This window comes from Arthrobacter zhangbolii (assembly GCF_022869865.1).
GTDB classification, from domain to species: Bacteria; Actinomycetota; Actinomycetes; order Actinomycetales; family Micrococcaceae; genus Arthrobacter_B; species Arthrobacter_B zhangbolii.
Genome location: NZ_CP094984.1, coordinates 3131668 through 3151372, shown reverse-complemented (window position 1 = coordinate 3151372; position 19705 = coordinate 3131668). Strand labels below are relative to the sequence as shown.

18 protein-coding genes and 1 other RNA gene are annotated in these 19705 nt (G+C 66.6%); 9 read left to right on the top strand and 10 right to left on the bottom strand.

Going from position 1 to position 19705, the window contains the following annotated elements:
- Positions 1-71: 71 nt before the first annotated feature.
- From MUK71_RS14665 to MUK71_RS14655, 3 genes are all read right to left on the bottom strand, one after another.
- Entirely contained in the window at positions 72-1427 is a 1356-nt protein-coding gene (locus MUK71_RS14665) for a GntP family permease (protein WP_227928422.1), read from the bottom strand.
- A gap of 55 nt (positions 1428-1482) precedes the next feature.
- Complete coding sequence (locus tag MUK71_RS14660; protein ID WP_227928424.1) at positions 1483-2682, bottom strand: glycerate kinase; 1200 nt, start codon at positions 2680-2682, stop codon at positions 1483-1485.
- 97 nt (positions 2683-2779) lie between these two features.
- Positions 2780-3853, bottom strand: coding sequence for a CdaR family transcriptional regulator (locus MUK71_RS14655; protein ID WP_227928425.1), 1074 nt, complete (start codon positions 3851-3853; stop codon positions 2780-2782).
- A gap of 229 nt (positions 3854-4082) precedes the next feature.
- Here MUK71_RS14655 and MUK71_RS14650 point away from each other — a divergent pair, with 229 nt between their 5' ends.
- Positions 4083-5102, top strand: coding sequence for a GTP pyrophosphokinase (locus MUK71_RS14650; protein ID WP_227902816.1), 1020 nt, complete (start codon positions 4083-4085; stop codon positions 5100-5102).
- 43 nt (positions 5103-5145) lie between these two features.
- Here MUK71_RS14650 and MUK71_RS14645 read toward each other — a convergent pair whose 3' ends face one another.
- Together MUK71_RS14645 and MUK71_RS14640 are read right to left on the bottom strand one after the other, a co-directional pair.
- Positions 5146-6072, bottom strand: a complete 927-nt coding sequence (locus MUK71_RS14645) for an SMP-30/gluconolactonase/LRE family protein (protein WP_227928426.1) — start codon at positions 6070-6072, stop codon at positions 5146-5148.
- 101 nt (positions 6073-6173) lie between these two features.
- Positions 6174-6839 (bottom strand): nucleoside/nucleotide kinase family protein, encoded by a 666-nt coding sequence (locus tag MUK71_RS14640; protein ID WP_227928428.1) that lies wholly within the window; start codon positions 6837-6839, stop codon positions 6174-6176.
- A gap of 142 nt (positions 6840-6981) precedes the next feature.
- Here MUK71_RS14640 and MUK71_RS14635 point away from each other — a divergent pair, with 142 nt between their 5' ends.
- The 7 genes from MUK71_RS14635 (at position 6982) to MUK71_RS14605 (ending at position 12381) form a co-directional block, all read left to right on the top strand.
- A complete protein-coding gene (locus MUK71_RS14635; RefSeq protein ID WP_227902813.1) occupies positions 6982-7476 on the top strand; it encodes a hypothetical protein in 495 nt (164 codons plus the stop codon).
- 66 nt (positions 7477-7542) lie between these two features.
- Positions 7543-7839 (top strand): hypothetical protein, encoded by a 297-nt coding sequence (locus tag MUK71_RS14630; RefSeq protein WP_227928430.1) that lies wholly within the window; start codon positions 7543-7545, stop codon positions 7837-7839.
- Between the two features lie 216 nt (positions 7840-8055).
- Positions 8056-8425, top strand: a transfer-messenger RNA (tmRNA) gene (ssrA, locus tag MUK71_RS14625).
- A gap of 136 nt (positions 8426-8561) precedes the next feature.
- Positions 8562-9611 carry a glucose 1-dehydrogenase gene (locus MUK71_RS14620; RefSeq protein ID WP_227928431.1) on the top strand — a complete coding sequence of 350 codons (1050 nt, stop codon included), beginning with the start codon at positions 8562-8564 and terminating at the stop codon, positions 9609-9611.
- Positions 9612-9713: 102 nt separating this feature from the next.
- Positions 9714-9995: a hypothetical protein gene (locus MUK71_RS14615; RefSeq protein WP_227928432.1), complete on the top strand. Its 282-nt coding sequence runs from the start codon at positions 9714-9716 to the stop codon at positions 9993-9995.
- 148 nt (positions 9996-10143) lie between these two features.
- The gene (locus MUK71_RS14610) at positions 10144-10908 is read left to right on the top strand and encodes a trimeric intracellular cation channel family protein (protein WP_227928433.1); all 765 of its coding nucleotides are present in this window, start codon (positions 10144-10146) and stop codon (positions 10906-10908) included.
- Positions 10909-11001: 93 nt separating this feature from the next.
- Complete coding sequence (locus MUK71_RS14605) at positions 11002-12381, top strand: NAD-dependent succinate-semialdehyde dehydrogenase (RefSeq protein WP_227928434.1); 1380 nt, start codon at positions 11002-11004, stop codon at positions 12379-12381.
- An 11-nt stretch (positions 12382-12392) separates the two neighbouring features.
- On the opposite strand, the gene MUK71_RS14600 is transcribed toward MUK71_RS14605, so the two are convergent.
- The 4 genes from MUK71_RS14600 to MUK71_RS14585 all read right to left on the bottom strand — a co-directional run bounded on the left by MUK71_RS14600 (position 12393) and on the right by MUK71_RS14585 (position 16133).
- Complete coding sequence (locus MUK71_RS14600) at positions 12393-12869, bottom strand: GtrA family protein (protein ID WP_227902807.1); 477 nt, start codon at positions 12867-12869, stop codon at positions 12393-12395.
- A gap of 139 nt (positions 12870-13008) precedes the next feature.
- The gene (locus MUK71_RS14595) at positions 13009-14571 is read right to left on the bottom strand and encodes an ATP-binding protein (protein WP_227928436.1); all 1563 of its coding nucleotides are present in this window, start codon (positions 14569-14571) and stop codon (positions 13009-13011) included.
- 2 nt (positions 14572-14573) lie between these two features.
- Positions 14574-15389, bottom strand: coding sequence for an alpha/beta fold hydrolase (locus MUK71_RS14590; protein ID WP_227928438.1), 816 nt, complete (start codon positions 15387-15389; stop codon positions 14574-14576).
- Between the two features lie 210 nt (positions 15390-15599).
- On the bottom strand, positions 15600-16133 hold the full coding sequence (locus MUK71_RS14585) for a dihydrofolate reductase family protein (protein ID WP_227928440.1): 534 nt from the start codon (positions 16131-16133) through the stop codon (positions 15600-15602).
- 212 nt (positions 16134-16345) lie between these two features.
- On the opposite strand from MUK71_RS14585, the gene MUK71_RS14580 reads away from it, so the two are divergent.
- On the top strand, positions 16346-18139 hold the full coding sequence (locus tag MUK71_RS14580) for a thiamine pyrophosphate-requiring protein (protein WP_227928441.1): 1794 nt from the start codon (positions 16346-16348) through the stop codon (positions 18137-18139).
- Between the two features lie 80 nt (positions 18140-18219).
- Here MUK71_RS14580 and MUK71_RS14575 read toward each other — a convergent pair whose 3' ends face one another.
- Entirely contained in the window at positions 18220-19506 is a 1287-nt protein-coding gene (locus tag MUK71_RS14575; protein WP_227902802.1) for an ammonium transporter, read from the bottom strand.
- Positions 19507-19705 lie beyond the last annotated feature (199 nt).

The following is a 19705-nucleotide window of genomic DNA, read 5'->3' as shown; positions in this document are numbered from 1 at the left end:
AGCGTTCGGGTGGGTACCCCGCCGGGGCACTTTTCCCCGGCCGGAGGGCAGCCCGCCGCAGCGTCAGGGGATCAGATCATAAACAGGCTCAGCACCCAGACGGCGCCGAAGCCGGCAAAACCCTGCACCGCGGTGGCAGGCGTCAGCGTGCGGTAGGCCGTGGCCGTGGGGATCCGGCTGAACTGGGACACCACCCAGAAGTAGGAGTCATTGGCGTGGGAGACCACCATGGCTCCGGCGCCGATGGCCAAAACCGCCAGCACCGGACCCGCGCCCGTAGCCAGGCCCAGGGGCTCCAGCAGCGGCAGCAGCATGGCCGAGGTGGTCACCATGGCCACCGTGGAGGAGCCCTGGGCGGTCTTCAGCGCGGCGGAAATGACGAACGGCACGGCGATGCCCAGGCCCAGCGTGGCGAGGTTGTCGGAGAGGAAGGACGTGATCGGGCTCTTGCCCAGCACTCCGCCAAAGGCCGCACCGGCGCTGGTGATCAGCAGGATGGGAGCGGCCAGCACAATGGAGTCGGTGATGTTGGTGTTGAAGGTGGCCAGCTTGCCCTTGCCCTGGAGCAGGAACACGGCTGCCACCAGACCGAAGGCCAGGGCGATGACGGGCGTGCCGATGAACGTGAGGGTGGCGGCCAGGCCGCCGTCGCCCATCGGTGCGCCGGGCAGCTTGGTGATGGAGGACAGGCAGATCAGCAGGATCGGCAGCAGGATCGGCAGGAACGCCATAAAGCCGCTCGGCAGTTTGCCGTACTGCGTTTTCAGGTCTTCATAGCTGACATCCGCCTCTTCGGCGGGAACCGGGAGCAGCTCCACGTCCTTCTTCAGGAAGCGGTTGGCAAAGAGCAGTGCGGCGCCGGCGGATACTGCGGCCACCACCAGGCCCAGGCCGATCAGCAGGCCCAGGCTGTCCACCACGTTCAGGTTGGACGCCGCAGCCAGCGGCCCGGGTGTGGGCGGGACCATGGTGTGCGTGGCGTACAGGCCGGTCATCAGGGCGATGGACATGGCCACCAGGGACACCTTGGCCCGCTCCGCCATGGCCTTTTTCAGCGAGTTGAGGATGATGTAGCCGGAATCGCAGAACACCGGAATCGAGACAATGTAGCCGATGATGCTCATGGTCAGGGTGGGGAAGCGCGTGCCCAGTACCTTGATGAGCGCATCGGCCATGGCAATCGCTCCGCCGGAACGTTCCAGGATCACGCCGATCATCGTGCCGAACAGGATCACCAGGCCAATATTGCCCATGGTGTTTCCGAACGCGGTGGTAATGGTCGGAATGATTTCCTCAACGGGCAGCCGGAAAGCGAATGCGCCAATGAAGGCCGCCCCGAGAAGTGCCAGGAAAGGCGAGATTTTCAGCTTTGCCGTGACAAAGACAATGCCGATTACCAGCACCAGCAGTATTACCAGATCAATCATGGGGTTCCTTTAGAGTGAAAAACGTCGATGTTTATCAACAGGACAAATCATGGAATCACGCGTGTTTGGCAAGTCCAAAACGCCGCGGGGCCTGCCCTGCGGCCGCCAGGCCTGAACAGGCGCGGGCCGCAGCATCCTCGATGAGGAGCTCTGCATCTTCGGTGAGTTCCTCAAGCGTTGCCGGTCCGCGGGCCAGGGACACCGCGGTGGTGATCCCGGCGTCCCGGCACTCGGCAGCACTGAGCCGAACCGTTCCCGCCACCACCACCAGGGGACTGGCTGCCGGCGCGAGGCGGCGGACCGCGTCCACCACCTTGCCGCCCAGTGACTGGGTGTCCAGGCAGCCCTCCCCGGTCAGGATCACGTCGGCGCGTGCCAGTGCCGACTGCAGGCCAACGGCATCGGCCACCAGTTCCGCGCCGGGAACGGTTTCCGCTCCGAGGAGGGCAACCAGGGCCAGCGGCAGGCCGCCGGCCGCACCGAAGCCGGGGGTGGCGAGGTAGGTGTCCGGGTCCGCGTCAGGACGCAGTGCCGCGAGGACCCTGGCGAGGTTGGCCAGGCCAGCATCGAGCAGCGCCACATCCTCCGGTCCGGCCCCTTTCTGCGGTCCGAACACGGCTGCAGCGCCGTGGCTGCCGCAGAGCGGGTTGGCGACGTCGACGGCGACCCGCCACTTCACGGCCGTTGCGCGCGGATGCAGCCCGGACGCGTCCACGGTGCTGATCTTCGCCAGTCCGCCGCCCCCGGGAGCCGCAGGGGCGCCGCCGGCTTCGAGGAAGCGTACTCCGAGCGCGCTGAGCAGCCCGGTGCCTCCGTCGGTGCTGGCGGACCCGCCGATGCACAGCAGGATCTCTTCGACGCCTTGATCAAGGAGGCCGCGGGCAATGGTGCCCACGCCGTAGCTGTCTGCGCGCAGCGGCTGCAGGGGTACGTCCGAGACGTCGGGAAGCCCGTTGCCCTCGGCCGCTTCAATGATCCCGGTGCGGCCGTCCGCGGAGATTCCGTAGCGGGCCGTTTTCGCCCGTCCCAGGGCGTCCGTGGCGGGCACCAGCAGCGGCGGGCGGCCCCAGGCGGCGAGCAGGGCGTCGAGGGTCCCTTCACCTCCGTCAGCCATTGGAATCTCGATCATCTCGGCGTCCGGACCAAAAGCGAAACGCGCACCGCGGGCCATGGCTGCGGCGGCCCCGGCAGCAGAGATACTGCCCTTGAAGGAGTCCGGGGCAACGACGATAACGGGCGGAGGGGAATCAGGCACCCACCCAACTTTAGGGTGTCTGTACTCACAGGCCTATGTTTGGAATAACCACTGATTACCGTTTATCCACGGCCGAAAGTGGGCACAACGCATAGTGTCAGGCCCGCGTTGCCACCAGGGCCAGCTGCAGGGTCAGAGCATGCCGGACGTCCCGCGGGTTCAGCGCCGTGACCTGCGCAATCCGTTCCAGACGCTGGATCACGGTATTGCGGTGGGTAAACAGCCGGCGGGAGGTCTCCGAGATGGAACTGCCGGTGCCGAGGAACGCGGCGAGCGTTGAGCGCTGGGATTCGGACAGCTCTGCGATCCGGGCGGCCAGATGCCGGGCGCTTCCGCTGGGCATGCAGGCGACCGCCAGTTCCGCGCTCAGGTCCTGAAGCCCCAGGACGGCTTCATCCGCCGGCAGGAGCTCCGGGCGGGCCGCCAGCTGCCCCAGAGTTGCGGCGCTTTCGTGCAGCGGCCCGTCCGCGCTGCAGGCATCGCCCAGGAGCAGCACCGAACTGCGGCCGGCCGCGGCAGCCAGCGCGGCGTCGTCGTGCGCGTCCAGCAGGATCCAGAGGGCACCCTGAAAGGACGCCCAGCGGTAGCGGCCGGAGCGGGAGAGGAAATCGGTGAGTTTGCCGGCGTCAACCGGAAGCCGGTGGATGGGACGTCCGTCCTCGGCGCGCGCCAGGACAGCCGCGATGCGCCACGGGCCGGGCAGGGACGGCGAGCCGCCGGCCAGTGCACGCTGTACCGATCCGGGCTCGAACCCGCCGTTGAGCAGGCGTCCCAACAGGTCCCTGTCCAGCGCTTCCCGCAGCGCTTTGGCATCCATTTCCCGCTCACGCTCGAGCAGCAGGCGGATGGTGAGGACAACCACGTCGGCCAGCGGCAGCACGACGTCGGGCGGTCCGGTGAGTCCCACCACCCCCACAACCGTGCCCTCCAGCGTGATGGGACAGTTCACGCCGGCACGCATTCCGTCCTGTTCCCCGGGGCGCCGGATGACCACGGGGTTGCCGGTGGCTGCCGCCTCCCGGGCACCTGCATGCAGGCTGCCGATGCGGGCGGCATCCCGGGAGGCGATGATGATCCCGGCGGCGTCCATCACGTTGACGTTGTGCTGGAGCGTGGGAGAGATGCGGTCCACGACGCGTTGCGCCAAGGCACTGCTGAGCGGCGCTGACATGTCCCCAAGTCTAGAGGGGCGGACAAATTGCTTCCCTTCCGGCGGTCCCGCCCCTGCGGTCCCTTCCGGCGCCCCCGCTCCGGCCCCGCCCCCCGCCCCGGCCCCGTTCCTGTCCCGGCCGGACCCTTGCGGGGCATGGGCCCGCGCCACACAATTGAGGCAGTTGTTCCACCCCGCCGCCGGACGCCGGCTGCGGAGAACCGTGGGAGACAGGGGAAACGCGTTGTCCATGGAACTTTTGCCGACGCACAGTATGCGGATCAATGACTGGCTGGGCACGTACGCAATGGACCTGAGCCGTTATCAGGGCGCAGATGAGGGAATCCATTCAGCAGTCCTTGCCCGGCTGGGCGATGACGGCCTGAACTACCACCACATCCAGCACCGGGTGAAGGAGGCGGACTCCCTGGGCCGGAAACTGGACCGGCGCACCGAAGACGGCACGCCCCGGTACGCCAACGGGCTTGAGGACATCGATGACCTGATCGGCGTGCGGATCATCCTGTTCCTGGAATCGGATATTCCGGCCGCCATGGAAGCGCTGGCGGGCGCCTTCGAGGAACTGGACCACGTGGATAAATCCGCCGAGCAGAAAGCCCGCGGCGACTTCGGCTACTCCGGCCAGCACCTGGTCCTCCGGGTGCCCCGGGACAACCCGCCTGCCGGCTGCGAAAACTTCTGCGGACAGCGTTTTGAAGTGCAGTTCCGCACCATCCTGCAGCACGCCTGGGCCGAGTTTGAGCATGAGATCCGGTACAAGGGCACCGGACCTGTCCCGCCGGAAGTCAACCGGGCGTTCACCCTGGCCTCCGGGCTGATTGAACTGGCGGACCGGGAGTTCGACGCCATTAACCATGTGGTCGCGCTGCAGCGGCTGCGCGGCGAGGCACGGGTGGCCGGCGTGCAGAGCGGCGACGAGCTGAACGCGGCCGCCCTGCGCGAGGTGCTGGAGCAGGAATTGCCCGAGAACCCGCGCAGCCGCGCCGAACACTATGACTGGCTGGTCCAGGTGCTTGAGGCCAACACCGTGTATTCGCTGTCGGAGGCCACGGCCCTGCTGCGCTCGGCGGACTGGACAGCCCTGGCTGACCGGCTGCGCTACCGCTTCCCGCCCGGACATGTGCGCGCCGCGGATGACTACCTGCTGGAGCAATGGGGCAGGGCGTATATCCAGCGCACCGCACACCTGAGCGAGGACGGCACCCGGCGCGGGAAACTCGAGTACCGCCTGCGCCGGTTAGTGTCCTGAACCTGTCCCCGGGCCCGCTGGGGGCCGGGACGCAGGAGGGACGCTAGTGCCCGGCGCGGAGGGCAGCGGCGGCGTCGGTAGCGGTGGTGCGGATCCGGTACAGGCCGGACGTGGCAGTCATGTACAGGGTCCGGCCGTCTGCGCCGCCGAAGCAGACGTTGCTGACCGTCTCCGGCACCGGAATGTGTTCCAGCAGTTCCCCGGCCGGGGAGAAGACCCGCACCCCGTCGCCGCCGGAGGACCAGATGTTGCCGTCCGTATCCACCCGGAAACCGTCCGGTACGCCAGGGGCTACCCGCACGAACACCCGGCCGTTCTTCGCCTGCCGGCCGTCCACGACGTCGTAGGCGCGGATCGGATTGCCGTCGGCCTGGGCGGGACCGGCGGGGGAGACGGTCTCCTCGGCAGTGTCCGAGACATAGAGGACGGACTCATCCGGTGAGAATGCCAGCCCGTTGGGCGCCATGATGTCCGTGATGACTGCGGTGAGTTCCCCGCTGGCCGGGTCAAAACGGAACACGTACCGGTCCCCGTACTCCAGCTCGCCGGGGTGGCCTTCGGCCGGGTTGTCGATGCCATAGGAGGGATCCGAGAACCAGATGGTGCCGTCGGACTTCACAACGACGTCGTTGGGGGAGTTGAAGCGCACCCCGCCGAAACGGTCCACCAGGGTTTCCACGGCGCCGTCGCGGTCCCGTTCAATGGCGCGGCGCCCGTGCGAGCACTGGACCACCGACCCGTCCGCGTCCAGGGCGCGGCCGTTGGTGAACTCCACGTCCTGGCCGTAGACGCTGAGCTCACCGCTGGTTTCGCTGTATTCCAGGATCCGGTTGCTGCGCACATCGCTGTACCGTACGGCGTTGCGTCCGGGCACCCAGCAGGGTCCCTCGGCCCAGACCGCGCCCGTACCCACCTGTTCCAGTGCGGCTCCGGTTTCCAGCAGCGTCCGGGGGGATGCGTCTGCGTCCATGCTTTGTCTCCTGTTCGGGGCCGCAGGGGGCCCGGGTCAAGCGCGTACGGTCTGCGTCCTTTTATACGCGAGCGTGGGGCACGGCCCAAGCCGGGCAGTGATCAGGGCAGGTTACGGAAACCGCGGATCAGTAGGTCGGCCCGCCCGCGGGAGCCCCGGACCAGCTCCGCGTTGGGCTGGTCCACCTTCTGTACCCAGGCAGCGGCTGCCTGCGGGCTCTTGCCGAAGCGGATATGCCGTTCCACCAGGCGCTGCACCCGCAGGTCCTCCTCCGGTTCGCAGTACCAGACCTCTGCGCAGCGGGCACGTACCTGTTCCCACTCGGGGCGGTCCAGCAGGAGGTAGTTGCCTTCGGTGAGGATGATCCGGGCTGCCGGGAAAACCGGGATATCCCCGGCCAGCGGCTGCTCCAGAGTCCGCTCGAACCCCGGGGCGTAGACGACGTCGGTACGCCCGGCGGAGAGCAACCGGTCCAGCAGGGCAGCGTAGCCGTATGCGTCGAAGGTTTCCGGGGCACCTTTGCGCTCCCGCAGGCCCTGCCGGTCCAGTTCCCGGTCCGAGAGGTGGAAACCGTCCATCGGCACATGGGCAAAGCGGCGGGACTCCACGGGCTGGTGTTCCGGGTTCAGGGCACGGACCAGGGCCTCAACCAGGGTGGTTTTGCCCGCCCCCGGCGCACCGGTGACGCCAATGACGAGGGTTCCGGTACAGGATCCGGCCAACGCCGTCAGCCTGTCCTGCAGCTGCCTCAGAGTAGGGAAGGACATAACCGCATTCTCCTCTGCCCACGTCTTTCGCCGCCCGGAAAGTGCCAGTCTACGGTGCCTTGGCAACGGGCGCCCGGACAGGAAAATGTCCGCCGGTTCTCCTATGGTGGTGGGCAAAGGCCGAGCACACGAGGAGGCAGATATGTCAGATTTCCGAGGACGCAAGCTCTTGAAAGCAGCAGGGCAGGGCGCAGTTGCCGGACTGGCCGGTGTCGCAGCAATGACCGCCGGCGAAAAACTGGAACAGGCTGTGACCCGGAGGCCCAATTCCTACGTTCCGGCCCGCACCCTGCTGAGCCTGCTGGGCCAAAAACCCGCTGCCGATGCCCGGCCCCCGCTCTGGAACCACGCCATGCACTGGGGGACGGGCGCGGTTCTCGGTGCCCTGCGCGGGGTCTGGTCCGTCACCGGGATCCGCGGCCCGGTTGCGAACACGACCTTCAGCGTTGTCCGCCTGGCCACGGACCAGACACTTGAAAACGCCACCGGCATCGGAGCCCCGCCCACCTCGTGGCCGCTGTCCGAGACCGCAGTAGATGTTTGGCACAAGACGGTCTATGCCTGGATTACCGGTGTGGTCTCAGATGCCCTGATCCCGCCGGTCCTGGAATCCAGGCAGGGCACCACCAGCCACTGACCCGCCGTGCGCACAGTCCTTTGCCCGGCCTAAGCTGGGGTTGTTGTCTACCCGAGGAGAGATACGTTGTCCCTGCTGACCCCCCTGATTACCAGTGCCGGCCTGATCGGCGGCTACAAGACCGCCCGTGACACCGGCAACCGCCAGCTTGGTGGAGCCGTCCTTGCCGCCGCAGGTGCCGCTGCCTTTGCCCTGTGGAAGCGCGACGCCGGCACGGGCAAGGCTGCAGCCCTCACCGCCGGCTACGTGGCCGCGTTCGGCCTGTCCCACCCGCTGGCCAAGAAAATTGGGGCCTGGCCGTCCGTCTATACCGTGACCGGCGCCGTGGCCCTGGCCTCGCTGGTCTTCGGCCGTAAGCGCTGATTCTCCCTGGCTGCCGGGCGGGGACAACGGTCCCGGCCCGGCGGTGCCGGCGGCAGCCTGCGCGGCAACAAGCCCGCGGCACAAGGCAGGGCAGAGCGGGAATCATCGGCCCGGCGTCGTCGTTATACCTGATGCGGGCGGAACAGGGCCCGCAGCGGAAGCCGGGACACCGGCGCCGCCGCTTGATTGGCAACTTGTTGATTGGCAAGTCAATACGGGGATGATCGGTTTCGACGATGTTGGTTGTGCCAGGGGAAGCGGGCCGAGAACGCAGAGTTATCTCGTTAACGCTCTCTGCAAAAAAATAAGTGCCAAACCTATGCGCACTGACTTCGCTCTCGCTGCCTAAGCAGCCGGAGTAGTCCGTCAGCCCGGAGTCGCTCTCGCTCCGGATCCTGGCGTCGTTTAGAGGGCCACTGCTGAACACTTCCGCCGTCGGGGTGTTCGGGACTTTTTGACGGCTGGGCCCGGACCGGCCACCTGTATGCAGGATGGCCGGGGCCGAGAAAATCCGACGCATACTGCGCCCGGAGAAGCCCTGGCAAAACAACACCGGACGGGGGTTCGATTCCCCCCATCTCCACACCAGGCGAAAGGCCTGCCCCTGAAGGGGCGGGCCTTTCCGCGTGTCCGGCCCCGTGTACTGGCGTTGAAGCACCTTCTGCCTCCGGCACTAATGTGGGATGCAGAGGGCAAACGGCCCCGTGCGCGAAGGGATGGACATGCAGGCACTGACAATCAGCCCCGGACAAAAGGATTCGCTGGAGCTGAGGGACCTGCCGGAACCGGATGCAGCGGAAGGCAGCGTGCTGGTGGAGATCCTGTCGGTGGGACTGTGTGCCACCGACCGGGAGGTTATTGCCGCTGAGTTCGGCACGGCACCCGCCAACCGGGATTATCTGGTGATGGGACACGAGAACCTTGGCCGCGTGCTGGAGGCGCCGGAAGATTCCGGGCTTGCCGCCGGAGACCTGGTGGTGGGTATTGTCCGCCGGCCCTGTGCCGAGAAGTGCCCTGCCTGTGCTGCGGGCGAATGGGACATGTGCCATACCGGCACCTATACCGAGCACGGCATTGAAGGGATGGACGGTTTTGCCCGCGAACGCTGGCGCGGCGAACCGGAAGAGATGGTGAAACTGGACCCGTCACTGGACCGGGTGGGAGTGCTGCTGGAGCCGGCCACCATCCTGGCCAAGGCCTGGGAGCAGATTGACCGGATTGGCAGCCGTGCCTATTTCCGTCCGCGGGTAGCCGCCGTGACCGGCGCCGGACCGGTGGGCCTGCTGGCCGCCCTGTTCGGAGTGCAGCGCGGACTCGAAGTGCACGTCTTTGACCTGGAGGAAGACGGACCCAAGGCGGATCTGGTGAAGGAACTGGGGGCTGTGTTCCACACGGACAGCCTCACGGATTCAGGCATCAGCGCGGACATCATCATCGAATGCACAGGTGCGCCCGCGGTGATCCGGGAGGTCCTGCACCGCGGCGCCAAAAACTCCGTCACCTGCCTGACCGGTGTCTCCGAAACCGGTGCCGAGGAGCCCCTGGACCTGGGCGCCCTGAACCTGGGACTGGTCATGGACAACCGGGTGGTCTTTGGAACCGTCAATGCCAACCGCAGGCATTACCTGAAGGCCGCTGAAGTGCTGGCACGGACCGACACGGGATGGCTGGAGAAGATCATCTCCCGCCGGGTCCCGCTCGCTGACTATGCCCGGGCCTTTGAAGATCAGGGCGAGGACATCAAAGTGGTGCTTGACCTGCAGGACGCCTGACCGGTTCCGCAGGCTATTCAGCCGCGGAGGATTCGGTGATACACAGGAAGGACCAAAGCGGCCGCCGCCGCGGTCACGCCAGCTCGCATTGGAGGCACTCAGATGGATAAGGACACCGATCTTCCGCTGATTCCCGGCGGTTCCGAAGCTGACCGGGCGGAGCAGGACATTCCCGCCGTTCCCGGTGCAGGAGATGCCGGGCCCGCGGGGGAAATCCACCGGGACGGCACTGACGGTATCGAGCAGGAAATCCCGGAGGTGCCGGGGGCCGGTGACGCAGGTCCGGAAGGCCGGGTGTACCCCGACGGGTCCGAGGCCGACATCCTGGAACAGAACACCGACGTTCCGGGAAGCGACGAGGACTATCCGCAGGGGGACGGCTGATGCCGTGATGCCCTGCCCGCTCCAGCGGTACCGGACGTGCCGCATCAGGGTCCGCGGCCGCGGATTCCCGGCTGCGGCACCGCTGCCGGCGTGCCGGCCCGCGTAGAATGAACGGCGGCACAAGGGGCAGATCAACAGCAGGAGCGGCGTGAATTACTTTGACCCGGCGGCGGTCTTCGACGTCGTCGACCTGGCCGGTGTCCTGGCCAACGGCGTTTTGGGTGGAGCCGTCGCCCGGCAGCTGCGGATGGACCCGGTGGGGTTCATCGTGCTGGCCCTGACATCCGCCCTGGGCGGCGGTGTCCTGCGGGATACCCTGCTGCAGGAAGGGACACCGGTGGCGCTGACCAACCCCGCCTACCTCATCACCGCCCTCGCCGGTGCCTTCATCGCCTACGCCATTGAGCTCAAAGGCAAATGGGCCAACCGCTTCCTCATAGTGATCGACGCGTTCGCGCTGGGCTGCTGGGCCGCGACCGGCACTGCCAAGGCACTCGCCGTGAACCTGGACTGGCTGCCGGCCATCCTCATCGGTGTGGCCACGGCCGTGGGCGGCGGCATGATCCGCGACATTGTGGTGGGCCGGGTGCCCGCCATTTTCGGTGGCAACACGCTGTACGCCACCGGTGCACTGGTGGCCGCCGTGGAAATGGCTGTCCTGTACAACATGGGCCTGCAGAACGTGGGCATGGGCGTGGCCATCGGCACGGCCGCCGTGCTGTGCATCCTGGCCCGGCGGCGCGGCTGGCGGCTGCCCGGGCCGGGGGAGTTCAACGTCCGGCTGCCGCGGCGGGCACGGCCAGCGGAGCGTCCCGGAGCCGGCTGGCCGCGACCGAAACTGAAGCTGCCGCGCCTGCGCCGGAACGGAAACGGCACCAGCGAAGAATCGCCGGACGCGCCCCGGCATTCCTAGCAAAAAATGTCCGCCTAAACACTGAAACAACCGGACTTAGTCCCCGGAATCCGTGCTTTTACAGACGCGATACGCGCGGGTAGCGTGGCGCACATGACTGCTTACAAGAGCGTAAATCCGTCCACTGGAGAGACCCTTCAGGAATTCCCCACGGCCACCGACGGCGAAATCCGCCAGGCCATCGATTCAGCCCATGCCGCTTTTACCCACTGGCGTGCCGAACCGGTGGAAAACCGCAGCAAGGTTCTCTCACGCGTCGCCGAACTCTACCGGGAGCGTTCCGACGAACTCGCCGCCCTCATTGCCCTGGAAATGGGCAAGCCGCTGCGCGAAGCCAAGGGTGAAGTGGCGCTCTCCGCCAACATCTACGAGTACTACGCCACCGAGGGGCCCGGCTTTATGGCGGATGAACAGCTTGATCCCCGGGGCGGTGGCAGCGCCGTGGTGCGTACCCTGCCCGTTGGTGCCCTGCTGGGGATCATGCCGTGGAACTATCCCTACTATCAGGTGGCACGTTTCGCGGCGCCGAACCTGATGCTGGGCAATACGGTGCTGCTCAAGCACGCCAACAACTGCCCGCAGTCCGCGCTGGCCATGGAACAGATTTTCGCCGATGCCGGTGTCCCCTCCGGTGCCTACACCAACATCTTCGCCACCAACGAGCAGGCCGCGGACATCATTGCCGACCCGCGCATCCAGGGTGTGTCGCTGACCGGCAGCGAACGTGCCGGTGCCGCCGTCGCCGAAGTGGCCGGACGCAACCTGAAGAAGTATGTCCTTGAACTGGGCGGCAGCGACCCGTTCATTGTCCTGGACTCCGAAGACCTGGACGCGACGGTCAAGGCAGCGGTTGCCGGGCGGATGGGTAACACCGGGCAGGCCTGCAATGCGGCGAAACGGTTCATTGTGGTGGAGGAGCTCTACGAGGAGTTCGTGGAGAAGTTCACCGCCCGCATGGCGGCCATCGAGCCCGGAGACCCGCTGCAGCCGGAGACGCGGTTTGGTCCGCTCTCCTCACAGTCCGCCGCGGACGGGCTGCTGGAACAGATACGCGACGCCGTGGAGCGGGGCGCCACCCTGCGCACCGGCGGCGGGAGGATCGACCGTCCCGGATCCTACGTCCAGCCGACAGTCCTGACCGACGTCACTGAGGACATGCGTGCCTTCTCGGAGGAACTGTTCGGGCCGGCGGCCGTGATTTACAAGGTCGCCAACGCCGATGAAGCAGTGGAGCTGGCCAACAACTCGCCCTTCGGTCTGGGCGGGGCCGTGTTCAGCACCGATGAAGGCAGGGCGCTGGAGGTGGCTGACCGGCTGGAGACCGGTATGGTCTGGATCAACGGCACTTCCGGTACGCAGGAGGACCTGCCCTTCGGCGGCGTCAAGCGTTCGGGCGTGGGCCGGGAACTGGCCCGGTACGGGATGGCCGAGTTTGTGAACCGGAAGCTGATCCGCATTCCCAAGAAGCGCTGAGCCCCTGCCGCTCAGGCCGCGCGGCTGCTTTCCGGTTCCGGCCGGGAAGCATCCGCGTGCTCGCTGGGGCCGTTGAACACCACGTACCGGTAGGCGAAATACCGGAAGATGTTGCCCAGTGCGATACCTACCACGTTGCCGGAAATGTTGTCCGCGAACTGGCTTTGGAAGCCCAGCAGGTAGTGCGAGACGTAGAGACAGCCGGCGGAGATCAGCAGCCCCACGAGGTTGGTCAGGGCAAAGAGCAGCGTTTCACTGCGGATGCTGCGTGTACGGAGTTTCCGGAAGGTAATGTACCGGCTGCCCAGCCATGACACGGTGGTGGCGGCCAGCACGGAAATGGTCTTGGCCAAGATGGGGCTGTCCTGGATCAGGGTGGCCGAGAGGATGTTGAACAGGCCTACATCCACCACAAACGCGACGGTGCCCACCACTGAAAATGAGCCCAGCCGGTGAGCAATCCTGCGCACCCCTGTGGTTCCTGCCATTACCGAAATCCGTTCAACCGCGCTCGCCCGGGAGGCTGCTTCCTGCCCGGGCCGGTGCGTACACACGGCCGGGCCTTTTACCTTCGGATGATTGCACACCGTGCATTCGGCCGCAAAATCAGTTCGCTGGCAAGCTGGATCAGGGCAGTGTGACCGTAAATACAGTGCCCTTGCCGGATTCGCTCTCCAAGGCGATGGTGCCGCCGTGCTCTTCCACAATGCGCTTGGAAATCACCAGGCCAAGGCCGACGCCGGGGATCTGTGCCCTGCGGGCCGTGCCCGAGCGGAAGAACTTGGTAAAGACCTCGGCCTGCTCGGCGCCGGTCATGCCGATGCCGGAATCGGCGACCCGCAGCACCGTGGTCCCGGCTTCCGTGCGCCAGGCGCTGACCGTGACCTGTCCGCCGTCGGGGGAGTACTTGACCGCGTTGGAGAGCAGGTTGTCCAGGACCTGCGCCATCCGCTTGGGATCCAGCATGGCCGGCAGGTTCTCGGGCAGCTCGGTGACAATGTCGACGCCGTTCATTTCCGCGCGCGGGGCCGCAGAGGTGATGCCTGCGCGGATGAGCTCGCTGAGGTCGGTGACCTCCAGCTCCATGCTGGCGGAACCGGCCGCGGCGGAGAGCAGGTCCGAGACCAGGTGCAGCAGTTTCTCGGAGTTCCGCTGCGCCACCTTCAGGGAGGACGCCACATAGGAGGGGATGGCGTCTTCCTCATCCAGCGCCAGTTCCAGGTACCCCATGATGGAGGTCAGCGGGGTGCGCAGCTCGTGGGACACATTGGCCACGAAGTCGTCCTTGGCAGCCACCGCATTCACCAGGCCCGTGACGTCGCTGTACGCGATCACCGAGCCCTGGAACGCGTCGTCGTCGCCGTGCATGGAACGGGCCGAGACGCTAAGTGCCTTTTGCTCCTCGCCCTCGCCGTACCAGACCAGCTGGTCGGAGAAGGAGTGCCCCTCCGATGCCCGCTGCACCGGACGCTCGGCCGGCGGAACCGGGGTGATGCGGTCCGGCCCGAAAATGAGCAACTCGGCCTCGGAGGGGCGCCGGGTGAAACTGGGGGCGGCCAGGCGTTCGTGGAACTGCTGGCGGGGGTTGGTGAGCAGGCGCCGCCCTTCCTCGTCAATGACCACCACACCCACCCGCACGGTGTTGAGGATGGACTCGAGCATCAGCTCCTTGCGCAGGCTCTCCAACAGGGAGGCCTGCAGCACCACGTCCTTCTCCTGCAGCACCACGGTCTGCGCGGTCAGAGTGGCTTCGGCCTCAGCGCGTGCCGCTTCGGCCTCTTCCGCGGTGCGCAGGGCGGAAATCAGGTCCCGTTCATACAGCCGCCGCTCATGCGCGTAGAACGCCACTACCTGGTCAAGCGCCGGGCGGTCGGCGGTGGCGGGGGTGCGGGTGGCGGAGAGCAGCACCGGAATGCGCCGGCCTTCGGGTCCCAGGAGGTCGACGGCGAGCTCGGCGAAAGTCGCTTTCATTCCCAGCTGCGGCATGGCGTGGGTGGTGTAGACAATGCGGTCGCCCACGGGGAGCAGCTGGAGCAGGCTGGTGCCGCGCAGCTCCTCCAGGGACTTGCCGATCCAGGAGAGGAGCATGGTGTTGGCGGACACGACGGTTCCGTCCGTCAGGGTCAGGATGTGTCCGGCCGGGGCATTGTTGAACAACGCCTCGTAGTCGAGAGGGAAAAGCTGCTCCACGGTTACGTCGACTGCTGCAGATACTGCGAGATGATGCCTGCCGTCTCCTTAGGCGCGCTCACATGCGGAAGGTGGCCGGTAGCTTCCATCCGCACCAGCGTGCTGCCGGGGATGCGTTCCTGCAGATAGACGCCCACGTGATCCGGGGCGAGCAGGTCTGCGGAGGCCTGCATGATCAGCGTGGGAAGGGAAACGTCCTTCAGAAGGTGGCGGACGTCGGACAGGAAGGCCACCCGCGCAAACTGGCGGGCGATGGCCGGGTTGACCCGGCAGAAGCTGTCCTCCAAGCGGGTGCCCAGGGCGGGAGTGTCGGGGTTTCCCATGATGACCGGTGCCATGGTTGCTGCCCAGACCAGATAATTGGTGTCCAGGGAGACCAGCAGGTCGTCGAGGTCGGCGCGGCTGAAACCACCTGTATATCCGTCCTCCGGGTAGTCCATGTAGCTGGCGGAGGGAGCCACGAGGATGATCCGGCCCAGCCGGTCGGGCTTCCTTGCCGCCGCGGCCACGGCCATCATGGCGCTGACGCTGTGGCCGATGAAGGTGACATCCTCCAGGTCAAGGTCCTCACACAGTTCCAGGACGTCGGAAACGTAGCCGTCCAGCGTGGAGTACTTTTCCGGTTCATAGGCATCGAGGTCCGAGCCGCCGGCGCCCACGTGGTCAAAGACGACGACCTTGTAGTCATCGGTGAAATACGGCAGCACATGCTGCCACATCCCCTGGTCGCAGCCGAACCCGTGCGCGAAAAGCAATACCGGGCCCTCCGTGCGTCCGAGCACTCGAACGTTGTTCCGGGTCCGGATATCAGTCTTCATGTGTCCCAGCGCCTGCTTTTCTTCTGATGCAATCCCCGCCCGGGGCCCAGAGCGGATTCAACTGCACACTTTACAGGTTCCGCGCGGCCTTAATTGCCAGCCCGGGGTGCATAAATATGCCCTCTAATGTGTTCCGCGGCGGAGGATTCCAATGCGGTGAAAAACAGTACTCTTATGCCGCCGGATGAGGGAATGGACGGCCGGTTGGAATTAGCGGACGGAGAACCGGAGCTCGGCCGCCCCGCCGTTGAACTGGGTGGTGGCCACCAGCTGCATGGGCCGGGTGGGGCGGTCCACCGGAAGAAGCCGCCGCCCGCTGCCCAGGGCAACGGGCATGTAGGTCACCCACAGTTCGTCCAGCAGCCCGGCGTCAGCAAATTGGGCCGCCACATTGCCGCCTCCCACCACCCAGACGTTGCGCTCCCCGGCGGCGTCCCGGGCTTCGTCAAGTACCTGCTCCACGTTCCCGGCGGCAAACCGTATGTCGCCCTGCGGCGGCGGGGTTTCCTCCCGGGAAGTCAGCACCCAGCACGGCTGGCTGTAGGCCCAGGCATCCGGCTCCTCGGCACGGAGCCAGCGGTAGGTTTCTCCACCCATAATCACCGCACCGACTCCGGCGATGAACCGGTCATAGTGCGCTTGGAAGGGCTCGAAGCCGAACTGCAGCAACCAGTCCAGGTTGTTGTCGGCCGTCGCAATAAAGCCATCCAGGGACGAGGCTACGTAATAGATGACCTTGGGCATGCTGCAAGATTACGCGCAGCGTCCGCCGAAAGGCAGGGGACGGGAGCCGGCGGTGGTGCCGGAACGGGATCAGGACGCCGGACATCATGGGCGGGTGAGGCGTGGACGCCGCGAAGGGGATAGGTTGAAAGGAAAGCACCATAAGCACCCTGACTATGTGCGCATCCGGCCGCCGGGCGGCTCCGGCCGGACGGAACGCGGAAGGACGAAACATGAGTGAACGGCTTGTTGCTGATGTGATTGTCGATCGCCTGAAAGCCTGGAACGTGCAGCGCGTCTTCGGGTACAGCGGCGATGGGATCAACACCGTGCTCGGCGCCATGCGCCGCAGCGGAGATCCCGAATTCATCCAGGTCCGGCACGAGGAAAACGCCGCCTTTATGGCTGTGGGGCACGCCAAATACACCGGCGGAGTGGGGGTGGTGATGTCCACGCAGGGCCCGGGAGCCATCCACCTGCTCAACGGACTGTATGACGCACGGCTGGACGGTGTGCCCGTGGTCGCCATTGTCGGCCAGCAGTCCCGCAGCGTGCTTGGGTCCTCCTATATGCAGGAGGTGGACCTGATGAACCTGACCCGGGACGTGGCCTCGGCCTTCCGGCAGCAGGTCAATTCCCCGGAACAGGTGCCGCTGGTCCTGGACCGGGCTTTCAAGAAGGCGCTCGCTACCGGCACACCCGCCGTCGTGATCATTCCGCATGATGTGCAGCAGGCCCCGGCCCCGGAGCTGGAACAGGAACACGGCATCCTGAACACCGCCCCGGTGTTCCGTCCCGCCCGCACCCAGCCCGGCGAGGCTGATGTGCAGGCCGCGGCAGACCTGATCAATTCCGGGCAGAAGGTGGCGCTGCTGGTAGGCCAGGGTGCCCGGCACGCGCGGGCGCAGGTCCATGCCCTGGCGGAGAAGATTGGTGCGGGTATCACCACCAGCCTGCTCGGCAAGCCCTACGTGGATGAAACGGCGCCCCTGGCCGCGGGGACCATGGGGCATCTGGGCACCGCGTCCGCAGGCTACGTGCTGGATAACTGCGACACCCTGCTGATCATCGGCTCCAATGACCCCTGGACCGAGTTCTATCCAACGCCCGGATCGGCCCGGGCCGTGCAGATTGACCGGGATGCCTCGGCCATCGGCAACCGGTACCCGGTGGAGGTGGGCATTACCTCAGACGCCGGTCCCGCACTGGATGCCCTCATTCCACTGCTGGAGGCCAAGCCGGATACACCCTGGCGGGGCAAGGTGGAGGCAAGCGTACGCCGCTGGCACGAGCTGGCCCGGGTCCGCGCCATGACCGACGCGGACCCGGTCAACCCGGAACGCGTGGTCTGGGAACTGAACAAGCGGCTGCCGGACAACGCGCAGGTGGCGGTCGACGTCGGCAGTTCCGTCTATTGGTACGCCCGGCAGCTCCAGCTGCCGGAAGGGGTGCCGGCGCACCTCTCCAGCACCCTGGCGTCCATGGGCTGCTCCGTGCCGTACGGACTGGCGGCGAAACTTGCTGCTCCCGACCGTCCGGTGGTGGCGCTCTCCGGGGACGGTGCCATGCAGATGGCCGGCGTGAGCGAGCTGATCACCCTGAGCCGGCTCTGGCAGCAGTGGGAGGACCCGCGGTTTGTCCTGTGTGTGCTGAATAACCGCGAACTGGCGGAGGTGACCTGGGAGCAGCGCGAGATGGAGGGGGACCCGCGGTTCGAGGACAGCCAGTCGCTGCCGGACTTCAAATACGCCGAATACGCCAAACTGCTGGGCCTGGAAAGTATCCGGGTGGAGGACCCGGAACTGCTGGGGGAGGCCTGGGACGTGGCGCTCGCCGCCAAGCGGCCGTTCCTGATCGAAGTCGTGACAGATCCGGCTGTGCCGCTGTTGCCGCCCTTCCCCGCCGGAGCTGCCCAGGCGCAAACCATGAAGGACGGGCTGGCACAGGAGGGCGCCGCGGGCGAACATTCCCGGCGGCTGCTGGACACCTACCTGGCGCAGGAGGAGGGGCTTTACGACGATCTCTGAGCCGGGATAACGGAACGGACGCACCCGTGAAGGGTGCGTCCGTTCCTCCTTTCAGCGAACCGGCCTGCCCTATGAGGAGGCTAGGAGCGGGCCGGTGCGCCGAGTTCCACGGGTTCTTCGTCATTGCGGTAGGCGGATTCGGAGTGGGCGATCAGGTCAATGCCCTTGAGTTCGCTCTCCTCCGGGATGCGCAGCCCGATGGTCAGCTGCAGCACCTTGGCAATCAGCCAGGTCACCGCGAACGAGTACACCAGCACCGCCAGGCAGGCCAGCGCCTGGATGCCCAGCAGCGAGAAACCACCGCCGTAGAACAGGCCGCTGACCCCGTTGGGTGCCGCGTCGGTGGCGAACAGGCCGATCAGCAGAGTGCCCAGCAGGCCGCCGACGGCGTGGACCCCCACCACGTCCAGGGAATCGTCAAAGCCCAGCCGGAACTTCAGCTCAATGGCCAGCGAGCAGACCAGCCCGGCAATTGCCCCAATGGCTACGGCGCCCAGCGGGCTGACGGCACCGCAGGCCGGGGTGATGGCCACGAGGGCGGCAATCAGTCCGGATGCCGCTCCGAGGCTGGAGGAGCGGCCCAGGCGCATACGTTCCATCAGCGCCCAGCCGAGCAGGCCGGCCGCAGCGGCCACGGCGGTATTCAGGAAAACGACGGCGGCCGAGTGCCCGGCGCTCAGCGCGGACCCGGCGTTGAACCCGTACCAGCCGATCCACAGCAGGCTGGCTCCGAGGAGGATCAGCGGCCGGCTGTGCGGCTGGCCGTGTGAGTGCGGCCAGCCCTTGCTCCGGCCCAGGACCAGGGCCAGCGCCAGGGCGGCAACCCCGGCGTTCAAATGCACCGCGGTGCCGCCGGCAAAGTCGATGGCGCCCAGCTGGTTGGCAATCCAGCCGCCGGTCACCGTTCCGTCGGCATTGTCGAATGCGAAGACCCAGTGCGCTACCGGGAAATAGACCAGCGAGGCCCAGAGGCCGGCGAAGACCATCCACGCGCCGAACTTCATCCGCCCGGCGGCGGACCCGGCCACCAGGGCCGTGGTGACGCACGCGAACATCAGTTGGAAGGCGGCGAATAGTGCCAGCGGGATGGATGCCGCGGGATCCTCGGTGAGCAGTTCGGACAGTCCGAAGAACTCCAGCGGGTTTCCCAGCAGCCCTACCCCGCCCAGCGAGTTGCCGAAGGCCGCGGAATAGCCGTACAGCACCCAGAGGACGGCTACCAGGCTGGCTCCGCCAAAGCACATCATCATCATGTTCAGGATTCGCCGTGAACCCACCATGCCGCCGTAGAAAAAAGCGATGCCGGGGATCATCAGACAGACCAGCGCGGAACTGGCCAGCAGCCAGGCCGTGTTTCCAGAGTCCATGGAGGTACTCCCGTTCGGGTCGGGTGCCCGCTGTTTACCTGCCCCCCCCCGGAACACCGACCAGGCATTCAGGGAAGGGCAGGTGCAGCCGGCGGGTCAAGGGATGGATCAGCCCCCATTACTGACCGGCAGTCCCGCCGCAGCCGCGGCGGAGACGCTCCCTCAAGGGTGGCGGCCCGATGTTACGCGCGGCAGCGCC